This is a genomic window from Delftia tsuruhatensis NBRC 16741 (genome assembly GCF_001571325.1).
GTDB classification, from domain to species: Bacteria; Pseudomonadota; Gammaproteobacteria; order Burkholderiales; family Burkholderiaceae_C; genus Comamonas; species Comamonas tsuruhatensis.
Genome location: NZ_BCTO01000017.1, coordinates 15092 through 32866 on the forward strand (window position 1 = coordinate 15092; position 17775 = coordinate 32866).

At 68.7% G+C, this 17775-nt stretch carries 16 protein-coding genes and 1 pseudogene; 14 read left to right on the plus strand and 3 right to left on the minus strand.

Features of this window, described 5'->3' with window-relative positions; genetic code table 11:
- Positions 1-99: 99 nt before the first annotated feature.
- Complete coding sequence (locus DTS01S_RS07540; protein WP_061287533.1) at positions 100-1128, minus strand: helix-turn-helix transcriptional regulator; 1029 nt, start codon at positions 1126-1128, stop codon at positions 100-102.
- 135 nt (positions 1129-1263) lie between these two features.
- On the opposite strand from DTS01S_RS07540, the gene DTS01S_RS07545 reads away from it, so the two are divergent.
- Both DTS01S_RS07545 and DTS01S_RS30850 read left to right on the plus strand, forming a co-directional pair.
- Positions 1264-2463: a threonine ammonia-lyase gene (locus DTS01S_RS07545; protein ID WP_016447351.1), complete on the plus strand. Its 1200-nt coding sequence runs from the start codon at positions 1264-1266 to the stop codon at positions 2461-2463.
- Positions 2464-2553: 90 nt separating this feature from the next.
- Positions 2554-2703: a hypothetical protein gene (locus DTS01S_RS30850; protein ID WP_016447350.1), complete on the plus strand. Its 150-nt coding sequence runs from the start codon at positions 2554-2556 to the stop codon at positions 2701-2703.
- A gap of 92 nt (positions 2704-2795) precedes the next feature.
- Here the strand turns inward: DTS01S_RS30850 and DTS01S_RS30305 are convergent, their stop codons facing one another.
- Positions 2796-3047 carry a hypothetical protein gene (locus DTS01S_RS30305; protein ID WP_126311565.1) on the minus strand — a complete coding sequence of 84 codons (252 nt, stop codon included), beginning with the start codon at positions 3045-3047 and terminating at the stop codon, positions 2796-2798.
- Here DTS01S_RS30305 and DTS01S_RS07550 point away from each other — a divergent pair.
- Positions 3031-4896 (plus strand): phosphoenolpyruvate carboxykinase (GTP), encoded by a 1866-nt coding sequence (locus DTS01S_RS07550; protein ID WP_061287514.1) that lies wholly within the window; start codon positions 3031-3033, stop codon positions 4894-4896. The two genes, DTS01S_RS30305 and DTS01S_RS07550, sit on opposite strands and share 17 nt — an antisense overlap.
- Positions 4897-5205: 309 nt before the next feature.
- Here the strand turns inward: DTS01S_RS07550 and DTS01S_RS07555 are convergent, their stop codons facing one another.
- Entirely contained in the window at positions 5206-5625 is a 420-nt protein-coding gene (locus tag DTS01S_RS07555) for a hypothetical protein (protein WP_016447348.1), read from the minus strand.
- A gap of 141 nt (positions 5626-5766) precedes the next feature.
- Between DTS01S_RS07555 and DTS01S_RS07560 the strand changes: the two genes are divergently transcribed.
- From DTS01S_RS07560 to DTS01S_RS07610, 11 genes and pseudogenes are all read left to right on the plus strand, one after another.
- Positions 5767-6726 carry a LysR family transcriptional regulator gene (locus tag DTS01S_RS07560; protein ID WP_061287515.1) on the plus strand — a complete coding sequence of 320 codons (960 nt, stop codon included), beginning with the start codon at positions 5767-5769 and terminating at the stop codon, positions 6724-6726.
- A gap of 49 nt (positions 6727-6775) precedes the next feature.
- Positions 6776-7666, plus strand: a complete 891-nt coding sequence (locus DTS01S_RS07565) for a metallophosphoesterase (protein WP_034365844.1) — start codon at positions 6776-6778, stop codon at positions 7664-7666.
- A 63-nt stretch (positions 7667-7729) separates the two neighbouring features.
- Complete coding sequence (locus DTS01S_RS07570) at positions 7730-8152, plus strand: universal stress protein (RefSeq protein WP_016447345.1); 423 nt, start codon at positions 7730-7732, stop codon at positions 8150-8152.
- Between the two features lie 216 nt (positions 8153-8368).
- Positions 8369-12046 (plus strand): choice-of-anchor U domain-containing protein, encoded by a 3678-nt coding sequence (locus tag DTS01S_RS07575; protein WP_061287534.1) that lies wholly within the window; start codon positions 8369-8371, stop codon positions 12044-12046.
- Positions 12047-12209: 163 nt separating this feature from the next.
- Positions 12210-12890, plus strand: coding sequence for a fumarylacetoacetate hydrolase family protein (locus DTS01S_RS07580; RefSeq protein WP_061287516.1), 681 nt, complete (start codon positions 12210-12212; stop codon positions 12888-12890).
- Positions 12887-13648 carry a fumarylacetoacetate hydrolase family protein gene (locus DTS01S_RS07585; RefSeq protein WP_061287517.1) on the plus strand — a complete coding sequence of 254 codons (762 nt, stop codon included), beginning with the start codon at positions 12887-12889 and terminating at the stop codon, positions 13646-13648. Before DTS01S_RS07580 ends, DTS01S_RS07585 begins: the two co-directional genes overlap by 4 nt.
- A gap of 27 nt (positions 13649-13675) precedes the next feature.
- Complete coding sequence (gene hpaE, locus DTS01S_RS07590) at positions 13676-15133, plus strand: 5-carboxymethyl-2-hydroxymuconate semialdehyde dehydrogenase (RefSeq protein ID WP_061287518.1); 1458 nt, start codon at positions 13676-13678, stop codon at positions 15131-15133.
- Between the two features lie 42 nt (positions 15134-15175).
- Positions 15176-16171, plus strand: a pseudogene (locus DTS01S_RS07595) (tripartite tricarboxylate transporter substrate binding protein); the annotation flags it as partial.
- Between the two features lie 22 nt (positions 16172-16193).
- Positions 16194-16520 (plus strand): aromatic ring-opening dioxygenase subunit LigA, encoded by a 327-nt coding sequence (locus DTS01S_RS07600; protein ID WP_012202043.1) that lies wholly within the window; start codon positions 16194-16196, stop codon positions 16518-16520.
- 1 nt (position 16521) lies between these two features.
- Positions 16522-17340, plus strand: coding sequence for a DODA-type extradiol aromatic ring-opening family dioxygenase (locus DTS01S_RS07605; protein WP_046241330.1), 819 nt, complete (start codon positions 16522-16524; stop codon positions 17338-17340).
- Complete coding sequence (locus tag DTS01S_RS07610) at positions 17341-17775, plus strand: 5-carboxymethyl-2-hydroxymuconate Delta-isomerase (RefSeq protein ID WP_016447338.1); 435 nt, start codon at positions 17341-17343, stop codon at positions 17773-17775.

Sequence of the window (17775 nt, forward strand, 5' to 3'; positions counted from 1 at the left end):
GTCCTTTCTTTTGCCAGATTGCAGCACCGCCTGGCGCAAGCAGGCTTTGCGGCAGGCCTGCCGATGTTTGCGCCACGCGCCAAAGACGCCCGCCGGGCGTCAGACCCGGGCACGCACCAGCTTGGGAGAGATGCCGAAGCGGCGCTTGAAGGCCGTGGAAAAGTTGGCCGCGCTGGAATAGCCGGCCCCATGTGCGACCTCGGCCACGCTGCAGCCCGTCTGCTCCAGCGCGGCCCAGGCGCGCGCCAGCCGCTGCTCGCGCCGGTACTCGTCGATGCTGGAGCCATAGGCCAGGCGGAACTGGCGCTGCAGCGCACTGGCGCTCAGGCCCACTTCGCGTGCGATCTCGGCCAGCGTGCGGCAGCCGTCGCCGCCGCTGTCCAGCAGGGCCTTGAGGCGCGCCATGCGCCGGTGCTCGCGTACGCCCAGCACGCCCGGCACGGTCTGCGCCGGATCGGGCTCGGGCACCTCGAGGGACTGCACGGCCTCGTGCACCAGCTCCAGCGTGCGGCTGGCCAGCAGCAGGGGCGCCGAGCCCTCGCGTGCCAGCTGGATGATCTGCTCGGCCACCGCCACGGCGCGCGGCGAGGGCTGCCAGGGCCGTATGGCCAGCAATTGCTGCTCCATCCAGTGCTGCAGCAGCGGCGGCGCCGCCATGGGCAGGGTCTGTGCGGCAAACCACTGCGGCTGCACGGTGATGCTGAGCTTGCGCTCGAACTTGCCGCGCCGCCACTGCCGCATGAACATGTCGCCGGGCCGCGTGTGGATGACGGCCCCGCAGGCCTGCACTTGGGCACCGGCGGCGCTGGCGGGCGCCACCTGCAGCTGCAGGCCCTGGTTGCCGAAGGCCACGTCCACGCACCCCTCCAGCAGCACGACCATGTGCAGGCCCGGCACGGCCGGCGAACGCGTGCTCATGGTGCGCAGGTCGCGGGCTTCCACGCCATGCAGCCACAGGCCGGGCTGGACCTGCCAGGCCTGCAGGTGCCCGGCCAGCAGCGCATCCTGCGCCGTGACCTCGGCATCGAGGATGCGGTAGTCGGGCCCGCTGAAGTCACAGGCACGCAGCGTGCCCCGCCCCAGCCAGCGCGGAGGGCGTGCAGGTGTTTGGACAGAGGAGAAAGCCATGGCCAGCCGGAGCGGTGCGCGCCCCACAGACAAGAATGATTCTTATTTTATGAAAGCCCCCTGCACCACGCTGGCTGCGGGGAATCCATTGCATGGCCTGGCGCGCGCAGGCCCGCGTGTGCGCCACAATGCGCCATGCTCAGCCTCCAAGACATCCAGAACGCCGCCGGCCGCCTGCGCGGCGCCGTGCTCGAAACGCCCTGCGTGGAATCGCGCACGCTGTCCCAGATCACGGGCGCGCAGGTGTATCTCAAGTTCGAGAACCTGCAGTTCACGGCCTCGTTCAAGGAACGCGGCGCCCTCAACAAGCTGGCCCAGCTCTCGCCCGAGGAGCGCGCACGCGGCGTGGTCGCCATGAGCGCCGGCAACCATGCCCAGGGCGTGGCCTACCACGCGCAGCGCCTGGGGGTGCGTGCCGTCATCGTCATGCCGCGCTTCACGCCGGGGGTGAAGGTGGAGCGCACGCGCGGCTTCGGCGCCGAGGTCGTGCTGCACGGCGACTCCCTGGCCGAGGCGCGCCAGCACGCCTACGCGCTGGCCGAGCAGCAGGGCCTGTGCTTTGTCCATCCCTATGACGACGAGCAGATCGCGGCGGGCCAGGGCACCCTGGCGCTGGAAATGCTGGCCGAACAGCCGGATCTGGACCTGCTGGTCGTGGCCATTGGCGGCGGCGGCCTGATCGCGGGCGTGGCCACGGCGGCCAAGGGGCTGAACCCGGACATCGAAATCATCGGCGTGCAGACCCAGCGCTTTCCGTCCATGTTCAATGCCGTGCGCCAGGCCGAGCTGCCGATGGGCACCTCGACCATCGCCGAAGGCATTGCCGTCACCCAGCCCGGCGCGATCACGCAGGAAGTCGTGGCACGCCTGGTGGACGACATGCTGCTGGTCGATGAGGGCGATATCGAGCAGGCCGTGCTCATGCTGCTGGAGATCGAGAAGACCCTGGTCGAGGGCGCGGGCGCCGCGGGCCTGGCCGCGCTGCTGCGCCATCCGCAGCGCTTTGCGGGCAAGAAGGTGGGAATGATCCTGTCGGGCGGCAATATCGATCCGCTGCTGCTGGCGGCCATCATCGGGCGCGGAATGGTGCGCTCCGGGCGGCTGGCACGCATCAAGGTCAGCGCGCGCGACGTGCCCGGCGTGCTGGCGCGCATCACGGCCACAGTGGCTGCAGCGGGCGCCAATATCGAGGAAGTCCACCACCAGCGCGCCTTCACCATGCTGGCCGCGCAGAGCGTGGAAATCGAGCTGGTGCTGCAGACGCGCAACAAGGCCCATATCGACGAGGTCATAGCCGCCCTTCAGGCCGAAGGCATGCAGGTCAATGCCGTCTAGCAGGCCCGATGTCATGGCTTTCCCCGAAGGCGCCAGGGGACAGGCCTGCCTAGAATCAGGCATCCCCATTGGCAAGCCAGGAGCTTTTGCATGACGCACGATCCCGCAGCGCACCACGGCGAGCAGCCGGCCCCCGAAGACGCCACCGAGGCCGTCGTCCCCTACATGCCTGTCATCCTGCCCCTGGCAGGCGCCGTGCTGATGTTTCTGCTGGCCTTCATTGCCGTCAACATGGCCTGAATCCGGCCCTCCTGCCCCTGCACCAGGCCCCGCTTTGCGGGGCTTTTTGCTTGCCTTTTCAACAGGCAATTTCATCGTTCATATTGCATACTTCAATGCATAGAATGCATAGTTTTTGCCATTCGTTTGCTGACAAATTCGTGACCGCTCCCTAGAATCGAATCCCCAGCCGGTGCGCCGCCAGCTTCCGCCAGCGCCGCTTCGCCGCCCAGAGAAGAGCTTCCTTCGCGCGCCGACTGAACGAGAGCCCGTTTCTCAAAGTTGGCGCGGTGCAGCAGGCGCGTCCCCTTTGAAAAACTGGTTTTTTCAATTGAAGGAAGCTCCGCGATGAACGCACCCGTCATGCAAGGCCTGAACATCCAGGCCCCCGCCTATGTCAAGAACAGCCGCCTGATCGCCTGGGTGGCCGAGATGGCCGCACTGTGCAAGCCCGCCAGAATCCATTGGTGCGATGGCTCGCAGGAGGAATACGAGCAGCTGTGCCAGCAGCTCGTCGATGCCGGCACCTTCAAGAAGCTCGATCCCGTCAAGCGCCCCGGCAGCTACCTGGCCTGGTCCGATCCGTCCGATGTGGCGCGCGTCGAGGACCGCACCTACATCTGCTCGGCCAACAAGGAAGACGCAGGCCCGACCAACAACTGGATGGCCCCGAACGAGATGCGCGCCACGCTGCAGCCGCTGTTCGACGGCTGCATGGCCGGCCGCACCATGTATGTGGTGCCTTTCTCCATGGGCCCGCTGGGCTCGCCCATCGCCCACGTGGGCGTGGAGCTGTCCGACAGCGCCTATGTGGCCGTCAACATGAAGATCATGACCCGCATGGGCCGTGCCGTGTATGACGTGATCGGCGTGGAAGGCGAGTTCGTGCCCTGCGTGCACACCGTGGGCGCGCCCCTGGCCGAAGGCGAGAAGGACCAGACCAGCTGGCCCTGCAACAAGACCAAGTACATCGTCCACTACCCCGAGACGCGCGAAATCTGGAGCTATGGCTCGGGCTACGGCGGCAACGCCCTGCTGGGCAAGAAGTGCTTTGCGCTGCGCATCGCCTCCACCATGGGCCGCGACCAGGGCTGGCTGGCCGAGCACATGCTCATCCTGGGCGTGACCAACCCCGAAGGCAAGAAGTACCACGTGGCTGCGGCCTTCCCCAGCGCCTGCGGCAAGACCAACTTCTCCATGCTGGTGCCGCCCAAGGTCTTCGAAGGCTGGAAGGTCACCACCATCGGCGACGACATCGCCTGGATCAAGCCCCAGGCCGACGGCTCGCTGCGCGCGATCAACCCCGAAGCCGGCTATTTCGGCGTGGCCCCGGGCACGAACTACCACACCAACCCCAACTGCATGGCCAGCCTCGACAAGAACGTGATCTTCACGAACGTCGCGCTGACCGACGACAACGACGTGTGGTGGGAAGGCATGGACAAGGACACCGGCAAGCTGCCCGATCACCTGATCGACTGGCAAGGCAAGGACTGGACGCCCCAGATCGCCCGCGAGACCGGCGCCAAGGCCGCCCACCCCAACGCCCGCTTCACCGTGGCCGCGACCAACAACCCCGCGCTGGACGAAGCCTGGGACGATCCCAAGGGCGTGAAGATCGACGCCATCATCTTCGGCGGCCGCCGCTCCACCACCGTGCCGCTGGTGACCGAGGCCCGCAACTGGACCGAAGGCGTCTACATGGCCGCCACCATGGGCTCGGAAACCACGGCCGCCGCCTTCGGCGCCCAGGGCGTGGTGCGCCGCGACCCCTTCGCCATGCTGCCGTTTGCCGGCTACAACATGAGCGACTACTTCCAGCACTGGCTCACGCTGGGCGCCAAGATCCAGGCCCAGGGCGCGGCCCTGCCCAAGATCTTCACCACCAACTGGTTCCGCAAGAATGCCGACGGCAAGTTCGTCTGGCCCGGCTACGGCGAGAACATGCGCGTGCTCAAGTGGATGATCGACCGCCTCGAAGGTCAGGCACAGGGCGAGCAGACCGCCTTCGGCATTGCGCCCCAGTACGCCGAGATCAACTGGACCGGCCTGGACTTCTCCGCCGACCAGTTCGCCAGCGTGACCAGCATCGACAAGGCCGCCTGGGCCGAGGAAATGCAGCTGCACACCGAGCACTTCGACAAGCTGGCCCACAAGCTGCCCCAGGAGCTGCTGGTGACCAAGGCCGAACTGGAAAAGCGCCTGGGGACATAAAGCTCCCCCTGAGCGGCTACGCCGCTTCCCCCTCTCGCTTCGCGGGGGGGACGGCACCCTCGGTGCGGGGCGGCGCGGCCGGCGTAGGCCCTTCCTCGGTGCCCCTTGCTTTGGGCAGCGCCCGTTTCATGGACTGTGGAAGATGCACAGAACAATGAATCCCTGAGTAGCTCTCGACCCATGGAAAAAGCCTCGCAGTGCGAGGCTTTTTTTGTGGCGTTTCAACGACGCCCCCAGACAACAAAAAAGCCGCGCCTTGTGGGCAGCGGCTTTTTTTGGAGGAGCGCCGCAAGGCGCCCCAGGCAGAGATCAGCTACCTTGCCTATCCATGGCGCGGGCCAGGTCGGCCATCAGGCGGGCGTCCTGCAGGGCGGCGTTCCAGATGCGCTCGTCAGCGGCGGCCTGCTGGCGGCTCTCGGTCCAGGCGCGGTAGCCGGCACGGGCCATCATGGCGGCGCGGCGGGCGGGGGCGGAGAACAGGGCCAGGCCCATGAAGGCGGCAACCCACAGCACGACCCAGGCGCCCAGCATGTGGCCGTCGGTCCAGTTGTGGGCGACCTCGTTGACCACCACCATCAGCGCGGCCACCAGGGCAGCGAGCAGCAGGGCGCTGGCGCCGCGCTTGCCGGAGAAACGCTTGACGGCGCTCTTGCGGTCGTCGGCGGCTTGATAGACATGCACCACACCAGGGTGCTCGACACAGTAGGAGTTGTAAATGAAGTTGCTCATGGCAGATAAACCCAGTTAAATGGCCGCTTTTGACGGCGTGGCGGGCGACTAGGTGTAACTATAGGGTTTACCCTAGAGCTCTTCAAATTTATATCTTGAATCTGTAGCATTCACACCAGTGATGACTCAGCGCCCGCCGCCATGTCTGCCCTGAACTTCCGCTCACTGGATCTGAACCTGCTGCGCGTCTTCGACGAGGTGATGGCGGAGCGCAGCCTCACGCGGGCGGCCCACAAGCTGGCCATCACCCAGCCGGCCGTGAGCAATGCGCTGCGCCGCCTGCGCGAGGCGCTGGGCGACGAGCTCCTGGTGCGCCAGGGCCAGGGCGTGGAGCCCACGCCGCGCGCGCTGGCGCTGTGGCCCGTGATCCGCGAGGCGCTGCAGCAGCTGCAGGACACGCTGACGCCAGGCGAATTCCACCCATCCACCGCCACCGCCACCTTTGTGCTGGCCATGGCCGACGCCACGGCCGCCACGCTGATTCCTCCCATGTTCAGCCTGCTGGAGCGCGAGGCGCCCGGCATCGGCATCCGCGTGCTGCCGCTGACCACGCGCGACCCGCGCAGCCTGCTGGAGGCCGGCGAGGCCGACATGGCCGTGGGCTACTTCCCCGCCGCGCTGGCCGACCTGACGGCGCGCGCGCAGTCGGGCGCCCTGGTGGCCTTCGACAGCCGGCGCCTGTATGAAGGCGAGTACCTGTGCGTGATGCGCCAGGGCCATCCGCTGGCCGATGTGCCGCTGACGCTGGACAACTACTGCGCGGCGCGCCACATGCTGGTGAGCTTCTCGGGCCGCTCCTTCGGCTTCATCGACGAGGCCCTGGCCTCGCTGGGCCGCACGCGCCAGGTGGTGCTTACCGTCAACCAGTTCTTCACGGCCGGGCGCGTGGTCATGACCTCCAACCTGCTGACCATATTGCCGCGCCACTTCGTGCCCGTGACCGGCATGGCCGACAAGCTGGTGCTGCGCGAGCTGCCCTTCGACGTGCAGCCCGTGCATGTGGACGCGCTGTGGCGCCGGCGCGGCCAGCATCCTCAGGCCTACGACTGGCTGCTGCGCACGCTCACGCGCTCTGCAGAGGCGACCTTCCCGCACACCTGAGCGCCGTTTGCGGGGCGCCCGCGCCAGCGCAGGTTCTACACTTGGCCGCATGAAGATCCAGCTGCTGTCCGACCTGCACCTCGAGGCCCATCCGCATTTCATCGCCGAGCCCGCACCCGATGCCGACGTGCTGGTGCTGGCCGGCGACATAGGCTCCTACCAGAGCGGCAGCCTGCTGCCGGGCCAGGATTTCGGGCTGGAGCGCTTCTCTCCCCTGCCCCAGTACGCGGGCTGGCCCTGCCCCGTGATCTTCGTGCCGGGCAACCATGAGTACGACATGCAGGACTTCGACGCCGCCCACGCCCGCCTGCGTGCCACCTGCGAGCGCATGGGCATGGTCTGGCTGGAGCGCGAGACGGCCGTGCTGGACGGCGTGCGCTTCGTGGGCACCACGCTGTGGAGCGACTACGACGCCATGTCCATGCATGAAGGCGTGACCGATCTGGCCCGGCTGCTCAAGCTGCGCGAGAAGGCCTTTCGCGCCGCCAATTTCTACCTGCAAAAGACCGGCGGCACGCGCGACGGCGAGCCCTTCCTGGCCGAGCCCATGCGCGAGCAGTCGCTGGTCTGCCAGCAATGGCTGCGCCAGGCGCTGGCCAGGCCCTTCGATGGCCCCACGGTGGCCGTCACGCATTTCGCGCCCAGCCTGCGCAGCGCCGACCCGCGCTACGGCCTGGTGCCGGGCACGGCCGGCTTTTGCAACGTGCTGGATGAACTGCTGCCCTTTGCCGATCTGTGGCTGCACGGCCACCTGCATTCGCCCAGCGACTATGTGGCCGAGGGCCTGCGCGGCGATGGCAGCGCCTGGCGCTGCCGCGTGGTGGCCAACCCGCTGGGCTACGCGCGCAAGGGCGAGCAGGAGGGGTTTTCGCCGCGCTCTACCATCGAGTTGCCGGTGCATGCGACCGCAGGGGCGGCAGAGGCACCGGCCCGTGCTTGACCTGGATCAAGCACTCCACCCCGGCTTGGGCTTAGTCTCGGGCCATATCCAAGGAGGACCTTCATGAACATCCTGCTCGCTGTCGATGGCAGCCCCTACACCCAGAAGATGCTGGCCTACCTGACCTCGCACCCGGAGATCCTGGGTTCGGCCCACAGCTACAGCGCCATCACCGTCCAGCCCCAGCTGCCGGCCCGCGCGCGCGCCGCCCTGGGCAAGGACGTGGTGGACGAGTACTACGCCGAGGAGTCGACCAAGGTGCTGGACCCCGTGTGCAGCTACCTGGCCGAGCACGGCGTGCAGGCAGCCCGCCTGAGCAAGGTCGGCCCGATTGCCGACTCCATCATCAAGGCGGCCGAAGAAGGCAAGTTCGACCTTCTGGTCATGGGCACGCATGGCCACGGCACGCTGGGCCGCCTGGTCATGGGCTCGGTCAGCACCCAGGTGCTGGCCGGCAGCCAGGTGCCTGTGCTGCTGATCCGCTGATCGACCGCTCGATACGCTGCCCCGTGCACACGCAGCGCCCATAACCAGAAAAAGCAAAGCGCGGGCATCACGGCGCAATGAGGCAAGGACGGCTCCCCTGAGGGAGCCGTCTTTTTTTGCATGGTGCCTTCCCACCGTCCTGCGGGCCTGCCGTCACCGGGCTGTCACAGCCGCCTCTTACAGTCGCGCGATTTGTCACACAGGGGGATGGTGAGCATGCGCGCGAGTACTTTGGATTGGCGGCACAAGGCGATTGCAACGGCCTGCCTGGCCCTGTGTGGCGCTGCATGGTCCGCGCCCTTCACCCCGGGCAACCTGGTGGCCTACCGCGTGGGCACGGGCACAGGCGCGCTGCCCGTGTTCCTGGATGAGTACCGCGTGGACGGCACGCTGGTGCAATCGCTGCCGCTGTCAGGCGGAGCGACGCCGCTGACGGCCAGCAGCAAGGGCTCGGAAGGCCTGCTCAACCGCTCGGACAATGGCCTGTGCCTGGTGGTTCCCGGCTATGCCGTGGCCACCGGCGGCACCGAGCCCAACGGCGTCACGGCAGCGGCGGCCCCGCGCGCCGTGGCCGTGGTGGGGTTCGACTCCGACGTGAAAAGCCTGCGCGCGCTCGGCACCACGGCCTTCAGCAAGGACACCATCCGCGGTGCAGCCAGCAGCGACTGCGGCGCCGTCTGGGCCAGCGGCAAGGGTACGGCCACGGCCAACAATGGCATCTGGCACGTGGCTGCCGATGGCACGGGCATCTCCCAACTGAACAGCAGCAATGTCCAGGGCCTGGCGGTCGCCGGCGGCCAGTTGATCGCCGCCATCAACGGAGGCTCGCTCAACCAGATCGGCACGAATTTGCCGACCACGGGCATCCAGACGGCCCTGCCCCTGGCGGGCCTGACGCCCTCCACCTACCGCGGCATCGCCTTCCTGCAACTCGATGGCGGCCCCGCCCTGGCGAACACCGTCTACGTGGCGGACAACGATACCGGCGCCATCCGGAAATTCCGCCTCTCGATGGACGGCACCAGCTGGCAGCCCGCAGGCTCCATTGCCGGCCTGTCCAAGGTCCACGGCCTGGCCGCCTTCGATACCGGCGGCGGCAATGTGATGCTGATGGCCACCGACACCACGGGCCGCCTGTACCGCGCCTTCGATCACGGCGGCTACGCCGGCACGCTGTCGGGCACGGCCGAGTCCATCGCTGCGCCGCAGGACGGCGTGTTCTATGGCGTGGCCTGGGCCCCGCTGGAGACCGTGCCGGCGACCGTGCCCCCCGCCCCCTCCAACCTGGCGGCCACCCCGGCCGGCAACCGCGTGACGGCCGCCTGGGACGCCGTGCCGGGCGCCGCCTACTACGTGGTGGAGCTGTCGCAGGACAGCTTTGCATCGGTAGCCTCCACGGCCGTGGCCCTGGGCAACAGCCAGGCGCTGGAAGGCCTGCAGCCCGGCAGCTATACGCTGCGCGTGCGCGCCGTCAACGGCCTCGGCGGGAGCACGGCTGCAGTGAGCGTGCCTTTCATGGCCTCGGCCCCGCCGACGGCCTCGCTGCCCGAACTGACCGCGTTTTCCGGCGTGGTCGGCGACGCCAACGACCCGCTGGCCTCGGCAGGCATCGGCTTCACGGTGCAGGATGCGGGGGGCGCTGGCGGCGTACAGGTCACTGCGCGTTCGAGCAACCAGGCCGTGGTGGCCGACGCCGGCCTGGCCGCGTCCAACCAGGCCGGCAACGCCGTGCTCAGGATCACGCCCACGGGCGTGGGCTATGCCGACATCACCGTCACGCTGACCAACGCGGGCGGCGCCTCCGTCAGCCGCACCATCAAGTACGCGGCCTCGGCCAACACCGCAGCCAACACCAGCCCGCGCTGGCTGGCCGGGCGCTCGGACGCATCGACGGCCATCGTCATCGATGCCGCCACCATGCTGGTGGGCGACGACGAGGCGCCTGCCCAGGATGCCTCGGGCAATGCGCTGCCGGCCGGCAACTCCTTCTCGGCCTATGGCCCGGCCGGCGGGCTGCCCGTCAAGCCGCTGATGCTGGACAGGACCGCGCTCGGCCTGGCCGATGCCGCCGCCTGCACCGCCCCCGGCCTCACGGGCCTAGACAGCTGCAAGAGCGACGAGGAAATGGACATCGAGGCCAGCTTTGCCCTGGGCAGCCGCGTGTACGTGGCGGGCTCGCACTCCAACAACAAGAGCGGCAAGTCGCGCACCGACCGCTGGCGCCTGGCGGCGATGGATGTGACCGGCTCCGGCGCCTCCACGGCGCTGACCGCCAGTGGCTACTACCGCTGGCTGCGCGAGGACCTGCGCAGCTGGGACGCGGCCGCGCATGACGGCCTTGCCGCCAACTATCTGGGCCTGGTGGCCAGCTCGGACGGAGGTGCCACCAAGGCGCCCGAGGCCGAGACGATGAGCGGTTTTTCCATCGAAGGCATGTCCACCAGCCCCGACGACTCCGCCGCATGGCTGGGCTTTCGCGCGCCGCTGGTGCCGGCGCCGGGCGCGCCCGCCGTCACGGCCGACGACGCCACGGGCCGCACGCATGCGCTGATCGTGCCCGTGACCAACTTCGCGGCCCTGCCTGCGGCCGATGGCGGCAGCAAGGGCAGCGCGTCCATGGGCCCGCCGATTCGCCTGGACCTGGGCGGCCGCGGCATCCGCGAAATCCGCAAGAACGCGGCGGGCGAGTACCTGATCATTGCCGGCCCCTCGGCCAGCGCCACGGGCACCGCGCCGCGCAACTTCCAGCTCTACTCCTGGGATGGCCGCGTGAACGGCGCAGGCCTGGCCCTGAACCTGCGACCGCGCGCTGCCGACCTGGCCGCCATCACCGCACCCCACACCGCCTGCTCGGCCGAAGGCATAGGCGCCATGCCCGCCAGCCTGGACGCGGGCGGCAGCGTGGACATCCTCAGCGACTGCGGCGATGCCGATTTCTACGGCGATGGCACCGTGGCCAAGGACCTGCCCCATGCAGCCTGGAAAAAGGCGCGCCTGGACAGCCTGGCGGTGCCGGCGCTGTCCACCGTGGCCCTGTCCGCCCAGGCAGTGGACCAGACATCGGCCGTGGTCCAGGCCACGCCCAGCGTGGGCGGCAGCCTGCGCGCCGTGGCCCTGCCCGCCAATGCGCCCGTCCCCAGCTGGGAACAGGTCATGGCCGGCCTGGATGCCGCCGGCCTGCCGGCCCCTGCCAGCAACACGGTCAGCACCGCGGCCAATACCGCTGCCACGCTGTCCTTCACCGGCCTGGACCCTGCCGTGAGCTACCGCGTGCATGCGGTCAACCTGCCGGCATCGGGCACGGCCAGCGCGCCGGCTGTGCTGGCCCTGAGCAAGCCCGTGCCCATCGGCACGCAGATCGGCACGGGCAGCAACACGGCAGGTGTCAGCAACGGCACGGGCAATGTGGGTGCAGACCAATGGCAGTTCGCCTCGAACTCGGCAGGCTTTCAGCCCGCGCCCTCGCAAAGCCCGCTGCCGGGCAACCTGCGCCTGCCCTACGGCAGCCTGAGCTTCGTGCTCATGGGCGGCACACCGGGCTCCATGGCCACCATCCGCATGGACCTGCCTGAAGCCGCACCCGCCCAGGCCACGCTCTGGAAGTACGGTCCCACGGCCGCCACGCCCACGGCGCACTGGTATGAGCTGAGCGCCTCGGCCTACCGCTTCGCACCCGACCGCCGCTCGGTGAGCTTCGACATCACCGACGGGCAGACGGGCGACAGCGACCTGGCCGTCAACGGCGTCATCGTGGACCCCGTGGCGGTGGCCGCGCCTGCGGCCCTGCCGCCCGGCGCCACGGCCACCCCCGTGCCCGGCCTGTCCACACTGGCCCAGGCGCTGCTGGCGCTGGCCCTGGGCGGCATCGCCGCACTGCGCCGCCGCCGCGGCTGACGCCAGCACCGGCCAGCACCAGCAGCGCCCGGTACCCCCTTCAAGCCCCTGCACGGTTCGCCGCGCAGGGGCTTTTTGCTGCGGCCTGGGAAAACCCTGAATCCACCGTGTTGACGGGGCTTGTTGCAAAAACAATAATTACCACGTTAACTAAATCCACACCATGCAGATTCAGCCCTTTCTCCTGGATGACGGCCTTGCGCTGGGCACGGTCTACGGCACGCTGCTCAACCAGCAGGTCACCGTGCAGCGCCTGTCGCCGCAGTTCGACAGCGCGCCCTACAAGGCCGCTCCGTGCGCCCCCGTGCTCTACCTCAAGCCGCGCAACACCTGGGCGCGCGATGGCGCTGCGGTGGCCGTGCCGGCCGATCCCGGCGAGGTCCGCGTCGATGCCAGCATCGGCCTGGTGATCGGCCGCAGCGCCACGCGCGTCAGCGAAGCAACGGCCCTGGACCATGTGGCCGGCTGGCTGATCGCCAGCGACCTCACGCTGCCGCACGAGAACTACTACCGCCCCGCCATCCGCCAGCGCTGCCGCGACGGTTTCTGCCCGCTGGGCGCCCTCGTTCGCGGCACAGGCTTTGACGCACAGGCGGCCATGCTCACGGTGTCCATCAATGGTGAACAGGTCTGGCAGCGCGGTTTTGCCGATCTGGTGCGCCCGCCCGCAAGGCTGCTGGCCGACGTGACCGAATTCATGACGCTGTCGCCCGGCGACGTGCTGCTGCTGGGCCCGGGCGAAGGCGCGCCGCTGGCGCGGCCCGGGGACCGCGTGGTCATCGAGGTGCCCGGCCTGGGCCGGCTCACGCATTCGGTGGTGGCAGAGCAGGGAGCAGCAGCATGAAGCACGGACGCGTCATCTTCGAAGGACAGAGCCTGCAGGTCACCGAAGGCCCGCACGGACAGGTGCAGTTGCCCGATGGCCGCCTGGTGGCGGAGACCGCCGTGCAGTGGCTGCCGCCGCTGCAGTTCGGCACGGTCTTCGCGCTGGGCCTGAACTATGCGGACCATGCCAAGGAAATCGCCTTCAACAAGGCGCCCGAGGAACCGCTGGTCTTCCTCAAGGGCCCGAACACGCTGAACGGCCACCACGGCCGCACGTACCGGCCCGCCGACGTGGCCTACATGCACTTCGAGTGCGAGCTGGGCGTGGTCATCGGCCAGACCTGCCGCAACGTGCGCCGCGAAGACGCCTACGGCGTGGTCGCCGGCTACTGCACGGCCAACGACTACGCCATACGCGACTACCTGGAGAACTTCTACCGGCCCAACCTGCGCGTGAAGAACCGCGACGGCGCCACGCCGGTGGGCCCATGGTTCGTCGATGCGGCCGATGTGCCCGACCCCATGAACCTGCGCCTGCGCAGCTGGGTCAACGGCGAGCTCAAGCAGGACGGCAGCACGCGCGACATGGTGCATGACATCCCCTCGCTGATCGCCCACCTGTCGGGCTTCATGACGCTGAACCCCGGCGACCTCATCCTCACCGGCACGCCCGACGGCGTGGCCGACTCCCGCGTGGGCGACGAGATCGTCACCGAGATCGAAGGCCTGGGCCGCCTGGTCAACACCATCGTCGGCGACGCGCCGGCCGCCTCCTGAACCCACCGCACACGCCAAGGAATCCCCATGCGCATTGACCACCTGATCGACGGCAAGGCCGTCGCCGGCAAGGACTATTTCGAGACCGTCAACCCCGCCACCCAGGAGGTGCTGGCCGAGGTCGCCGCAGGCGGCGAGGCCGAGGTGCAGGCCGCCGTTGCCGCCGCGAAGAACGCCTTCCCGAAATGGGCCAACACGCCCGCCACCGAACGCGCCAAGCTCGTGCGCAAGCTGGGCGACCTGATCGCCCGCCATGTGCCCGAGATCGCGCAGACCGAGACCAACGACTGCGGCCAGGTCATCGCCCAGACGGGCAAGCAGCTGGTGCCGCGCGCGGCCGACAACTTCTACTACTTTGCCGAGATGTGCACGCGCGTGGACGGCCACACCTATCCCACGCCCACGCACCTGAACTACACCCTGTTCCATCCCGTGGGCGTGTGCGCGCTGATCTCGCCCTGGAACGTGCCCTTCATGACGGCCACCTGGAAGGTGGCGCCCTGCCTGGCCTTCGGCAACACGGCCGTGCTCAAGATGAGCGAGCTGTCGCCCATGACGGCCGCGCGCCTGGGCGAGCTGGCGCTGGAGGCCGGCATTCCGCCCGGCGTGCTCAACCTGGTGCACGGCTACGGCAAGGACGCGGGCGAGCCCCTGGTGCGCCACCGCGATGTGCGCGCCGTCTCGTTCACGGGCTCGACCCAGACCGGCAACCGCATCGTGCAGGCCGCCGGCCTCAAGAAATTCAGCATGGAGCTGGGCGGCAAGAGCCCCTTCGTGATCTTTGACGACGCCGACTTCGAGCGCGCGCTGGATGCGGCCGTGTTCATGATCTTCTCCAACAACGGCGAGCGCTGCACGGCCGGCAGCCGCATCCTGGTGCAAAAGGGCATCTACGCGAAGTTCGTGGACCGCTTCGTGGAGCGCGCCAGGAAGATCACCGTGGGCGACCCGCTGGACGAATCCACCATCGTCGGCCCCATGATCAGCGCCAGCCACCTGGCCAAGGTGCGCCACTACATCGAACTGGGCCAGAAGGAAGGCGCCAGCATGCTGTGCGGCGGCCTGGATGCGCCCGTGCTGTCCGAGCGCGTGCGCAAGGGCAACTACGTGCTGCCCACGGTGTTTGCCGACGTGGACAACCGCATGCAGATCGCCCAGGACGAGATCTTCGGCCCCGTGGCCTGCATCATCCCCTTCAGCGACGAGGCCGAGGCCGTGCGCCTGGCCAACGACATCCAGTACGGCCTGTCCAGCTACGTCTGGACCGAGAGCGTGGGCCGCGCCCACCGCGTGGCCGCCGCCATCGAGGCCGGCATGTGCTTCGTCAACAGCCAGAACGTGCGTGACCTGCGCCAGCCCTTCGGCGGCACCAAGGCCTCGGGCACGGGCCGCGAGGGCGGCAGCTGGAGCTACGAAGTCTTCTGCGAGCCCAAGAACGTGGCCGTCTCGCTGGGCTCGCACCATATTCCGCACTGGGGCGTCTGAACGGGCGACCAGCGACAACGACAAAGAGAACCGAGGAGACAAGACATGCAACGCCGCCATTTCCTGCAATCCACCGCAGCCACCACGGCCGCAGCGCTGATGCTCCCGGGCCTTTCCCAGGCACAGCCCGGTAGCCCGGCCGGCACCTGGCCCGCAAAGCCGCTGCGCATCATCGTGCCCTTCACGCCGGGCGGCACCACCGACCTGGTGGCGCGCCTGGTGGGCACCGAGCTGGGCAAGTCCCTGGGCCAGCCTGTGATCGTGGAGAACAAGCCCGGCGCGGGCACGGTGATCGGCGTGGACTATGTGTCCAAGCAGCCGGCCGACGGCTACACCCTGGTGTGCGTGGCCAACAGCTTCACGGCCAACAAGACGCTGGTGAAGAACCTGCCCTACGACACCACGCGCGACCTCAAGCCCGTGGCGCTGATGGGCCTGTCCGAGCATGTGCTGGCCACCCACCCGGGCAGCGGCCTGAAGACGCTGGCCGATCTGCGCAGCCGCGCCAAGGCCAAGCCCGGCGAGCTCAGCTATGCCTCGTTCGGCAACGGCACCTCGGCCCATCTGTCGGGCGCGCTGCTGTGCCAGGAGATGGGCATCGACATGGTCCACATCCCCTACAAGGGCCAGGGCCCGGCGCTGGCCGACCTGCTGGGCGGCCAGGTGGACGTGATGTTCGGCAACTGGCCCGAGTTCCGTGGCCATGTGCAAAGCGGCAAGCTGGTGGCACTGGGCATGGCCACGCGCCAGCGCTCGCAGTTCGCTCCCCAGGTGCCCACGCTGGCCGAGCAGGGCGTGGCGCTGGAATCCAACTCCTGGCAGGGTCTGCTGGCACCCGGCGCCACGCCCGATGCGCTGGTGCAGCGTATCAATGCCGCCGTGGTCAAGGCCCTGGCCGAGCCCGCCGTGGTGGACGCCTTCGCGCGCGGCGGCATCGTCTCGCAGGCCGGCACGGCGCAGCAGTTCGCGGCCTTCGTCACCAGCGAAATCGCCAAGTACGAAGCCATCATCCGCCGCGCCAACATCACGCTGGGTTGAGGCCGAGCCACCGGGAGACGCCATGAGCCTGTACACCATGCAGAAATTCCTGTTCCAGCTCAACCGCGAGCCCGAGGTGCAGCGGCGCTTTGCCGAGGACCGCGCCGCGCTGCTGGCCGAGTACGCGCTGGAGCCCGAGGAGTACGAAGCCATGTTCCACGGCGACATCGGCAAGCTCTACGTGCTGGGCTGCAACGGCCAGTTGCTGATGCACTTCGCGCCGCTGCTGGGCATGCCCTGGGCCGACTACCTGCAGGCCATGCGCGACGGCGTGCAAAAGCACGGACCGGTGCGCGCGGGCGTCTACGCGATGACGACAGCCACCAACGAAAAGATCGCAGGAGTTTGAGATGAGTCTGGTATTTGCAGGCGTTTGCAGCCACGCGCCCGGCATCACGGGCCGCGCACACCTGGCCGATCCGGCCACCCGGGATGCCTTCCATGCCGCCTTCCGCGACATGGGCGCACGGCTGGAGGCGGCGCGGCCCGACGCCGTGATCGTCATCGCGGCCGAGCACTTCGCCAACTTCTTCATGAACAACATGCCGGCCTATGCCATCGGCATGGCAGACCACTACGAAGGGCCCATCGAGGACCCGGCCTGGCTGGGCATAGAGCGCCACCGCATCCCCGGCAATGCCGAGCTGTCGCGGCGCCTGATCGCCGAGGTCATGCAGACCGTGGACGTGGCCTTTGCCGAGGAGTGGAAGTTCGACCACGGCATCATGGTCCCGCTGCACTTTCTGACGCCGGCCTATGACAAGGACATCATCCCCGTCAACATCAACTGCCAGGGCCCGCCGCTGACGCCGCTGCACCGCGCCTGGGCCTTTGGCGAGGCCCTGCGCCGCGCCTGCGACAAGGCGCCCGAGCGCATCGCCATCGTGGGCACGGGCGGCATCTCGCACTGGCCGGCCACGCCCGACTCGGGCAAGGTCAACTGGGAATGGGACCAGCAGTTCATGGACCGCTGGTGCCGCAACGACCGGGACGCGCTGCTGTCGTACACCGACGCCGAAACCTACCGCGACGGCGGCCAGGGCGGCTTCGAGATCCGCAGCTTCATCGCCGTGGCCGCCGCCGCGCGCGGCGCGGGCCAGGTGCTGTACTGCCAGCCCATTCCCATCTTCGCCGTGAGCTGCACGGCCGCCACCATGGAGGTGGCCTGAATGCCGCACGTGGTCATCCTCTACACGGCCAGCCTGGACGCGCACACCGACATGACGCAGCTGTGCCGCGCCCTGGCCGACACCATGCTCACCGTGCGCGCCGAAGACGGCGCCCAGGTCTTTCCCACGGGCGGCACGCGCGTGCTGGCCTACCCCGCGCCGCACAGCGCCGTGGCCGATGGCGGGGCTGCGGGCCGCGCAGCGGGCGGCGATGGCGACTACGGCTTCATCTACATCAACCTGCGCATGGGCCGGGGCCGCACGGCCGCCGTGCAGCAGCAAGCGGGCGACGCCCTGCTGGCCTGCGCGCGCCGCCATCTGCAGCCGCTGTTCGCGCAGCGCCACCTGGGCCTGACCGTGCAGGTCGATGAAAGCCCGGGCCAGGTCTACGACGGCAAGCACAGCACCCTCCACCCTCTCTTTTCCAGGCCTTGA

Coding starts and splice junctions, on each gene's coding strand:
- DTS01S_RS07610 (WP_016447338.1), top strand. CDS start 17,341: ATGCCGCACGTGGTCATCCTCTACACGGCCAGCCTGGACGCGCACACC.
- DTS01S_RS07570 (WP_016447345.1), top strand. CDS start 7,730: ATGAACATCCTGCTCGCTGTCGATGGCAGCCCCTACACCCAGAAGATG.
- DTS01S_RS07580 (WP_061287516.1), top strand. CDS start 12,210: ATGCAGATTCAGCCCTTTCTCCTGGATGACGGCCTTGCGCTGGGCACG.
- DTS01S_RS07565 (WP_034365844.1), top strand. CDS start 6,776: ATGAAGATCCAGCTGCTGTCCGACCTGCACCTCGAGGCCCATCCGCAT.
- DTS01S_RS07555 (WP_016447348.1), bottom strand. CDS start 5,625: ATGAGCAACTTCATTTACAACTCCTACTGTGTCGAGCACCCTGGTGTG.
- DTS01S_RS07600 (WP_012202043.1), top strand. CDS start 16,194: ATGAGCCTGTACACCATGCAGAAATTCCTGTTCCAGCTCAACCGCGAG.
- DTS01S_RS07545 (WP_016447351.1), top strand. CDS start 1,264: ATGCTCAGCCTCCAAGACATCCAGAACGCCGCCGGCCGCCTGCGCGGC.
- DTS01S_RS07575 (WP_061287534.1), top strand. CDS start 8,369: ATGCGCGCGAGTACTTTGGATTGGCGGCACAAGGCGATTGCAACGGCC.
- DTS01S_RS30850 (WP_016447350.1), top strand. CDS start 2,554: ATGACGCACGATCCCGCAGCGCACCACGGCGAGCAGCCGGCCCCCGAA.
- DTS01S_RS07550 (WP_061287514.1), top strand. CDS start 3,031: ATGAACGCACCCGTCATGCAAGGCCTGAACATCCAGGCCCCCGCCTAT.
- DTS01S_RS30305 (WP_126311565.1), bottom strand. CDS start 3,047: ATGACGGGTGCGTTCATCGCGGAGCTTCCTTCAATTGAAAAAACCAGT.
- DTS01S_RS07585 (WP_061287517.1), top strand. CDS start 12,887: ATGAAGCACGGACGCGTCATCTTCGAAGGACAGAGCCTGCAGGTCACC.
- DTS01S_RS07540 (WP_061287533.1), bottom strand. CDS start 1,128: ATGGCTTTCTCCTCTGTCCAAACACCTGCACGCCCTCCGCGCTGGCTG.
- DTS01S_RS07605 (WP_046241330.1), top strand. CDS start 16,522: ATGAGTCTGGTATTTGCAGGCGTTTGCAGCCACGCGCCCGGCATCACG.
- DTS01S_RS07560 (WP_061287515.1), top strand. CDS start 5,767: ATGTCTGCCCTGAACTTCCGCTCACTGGATCTGAACCTGCTGCGCGTC.
- hpaE (WP_061287518.1), top strand. CDS start 13,676: ATGCGCATTGACCACCTGATCGACGGCAAGGCCGTCGCCGGCAAGGAC.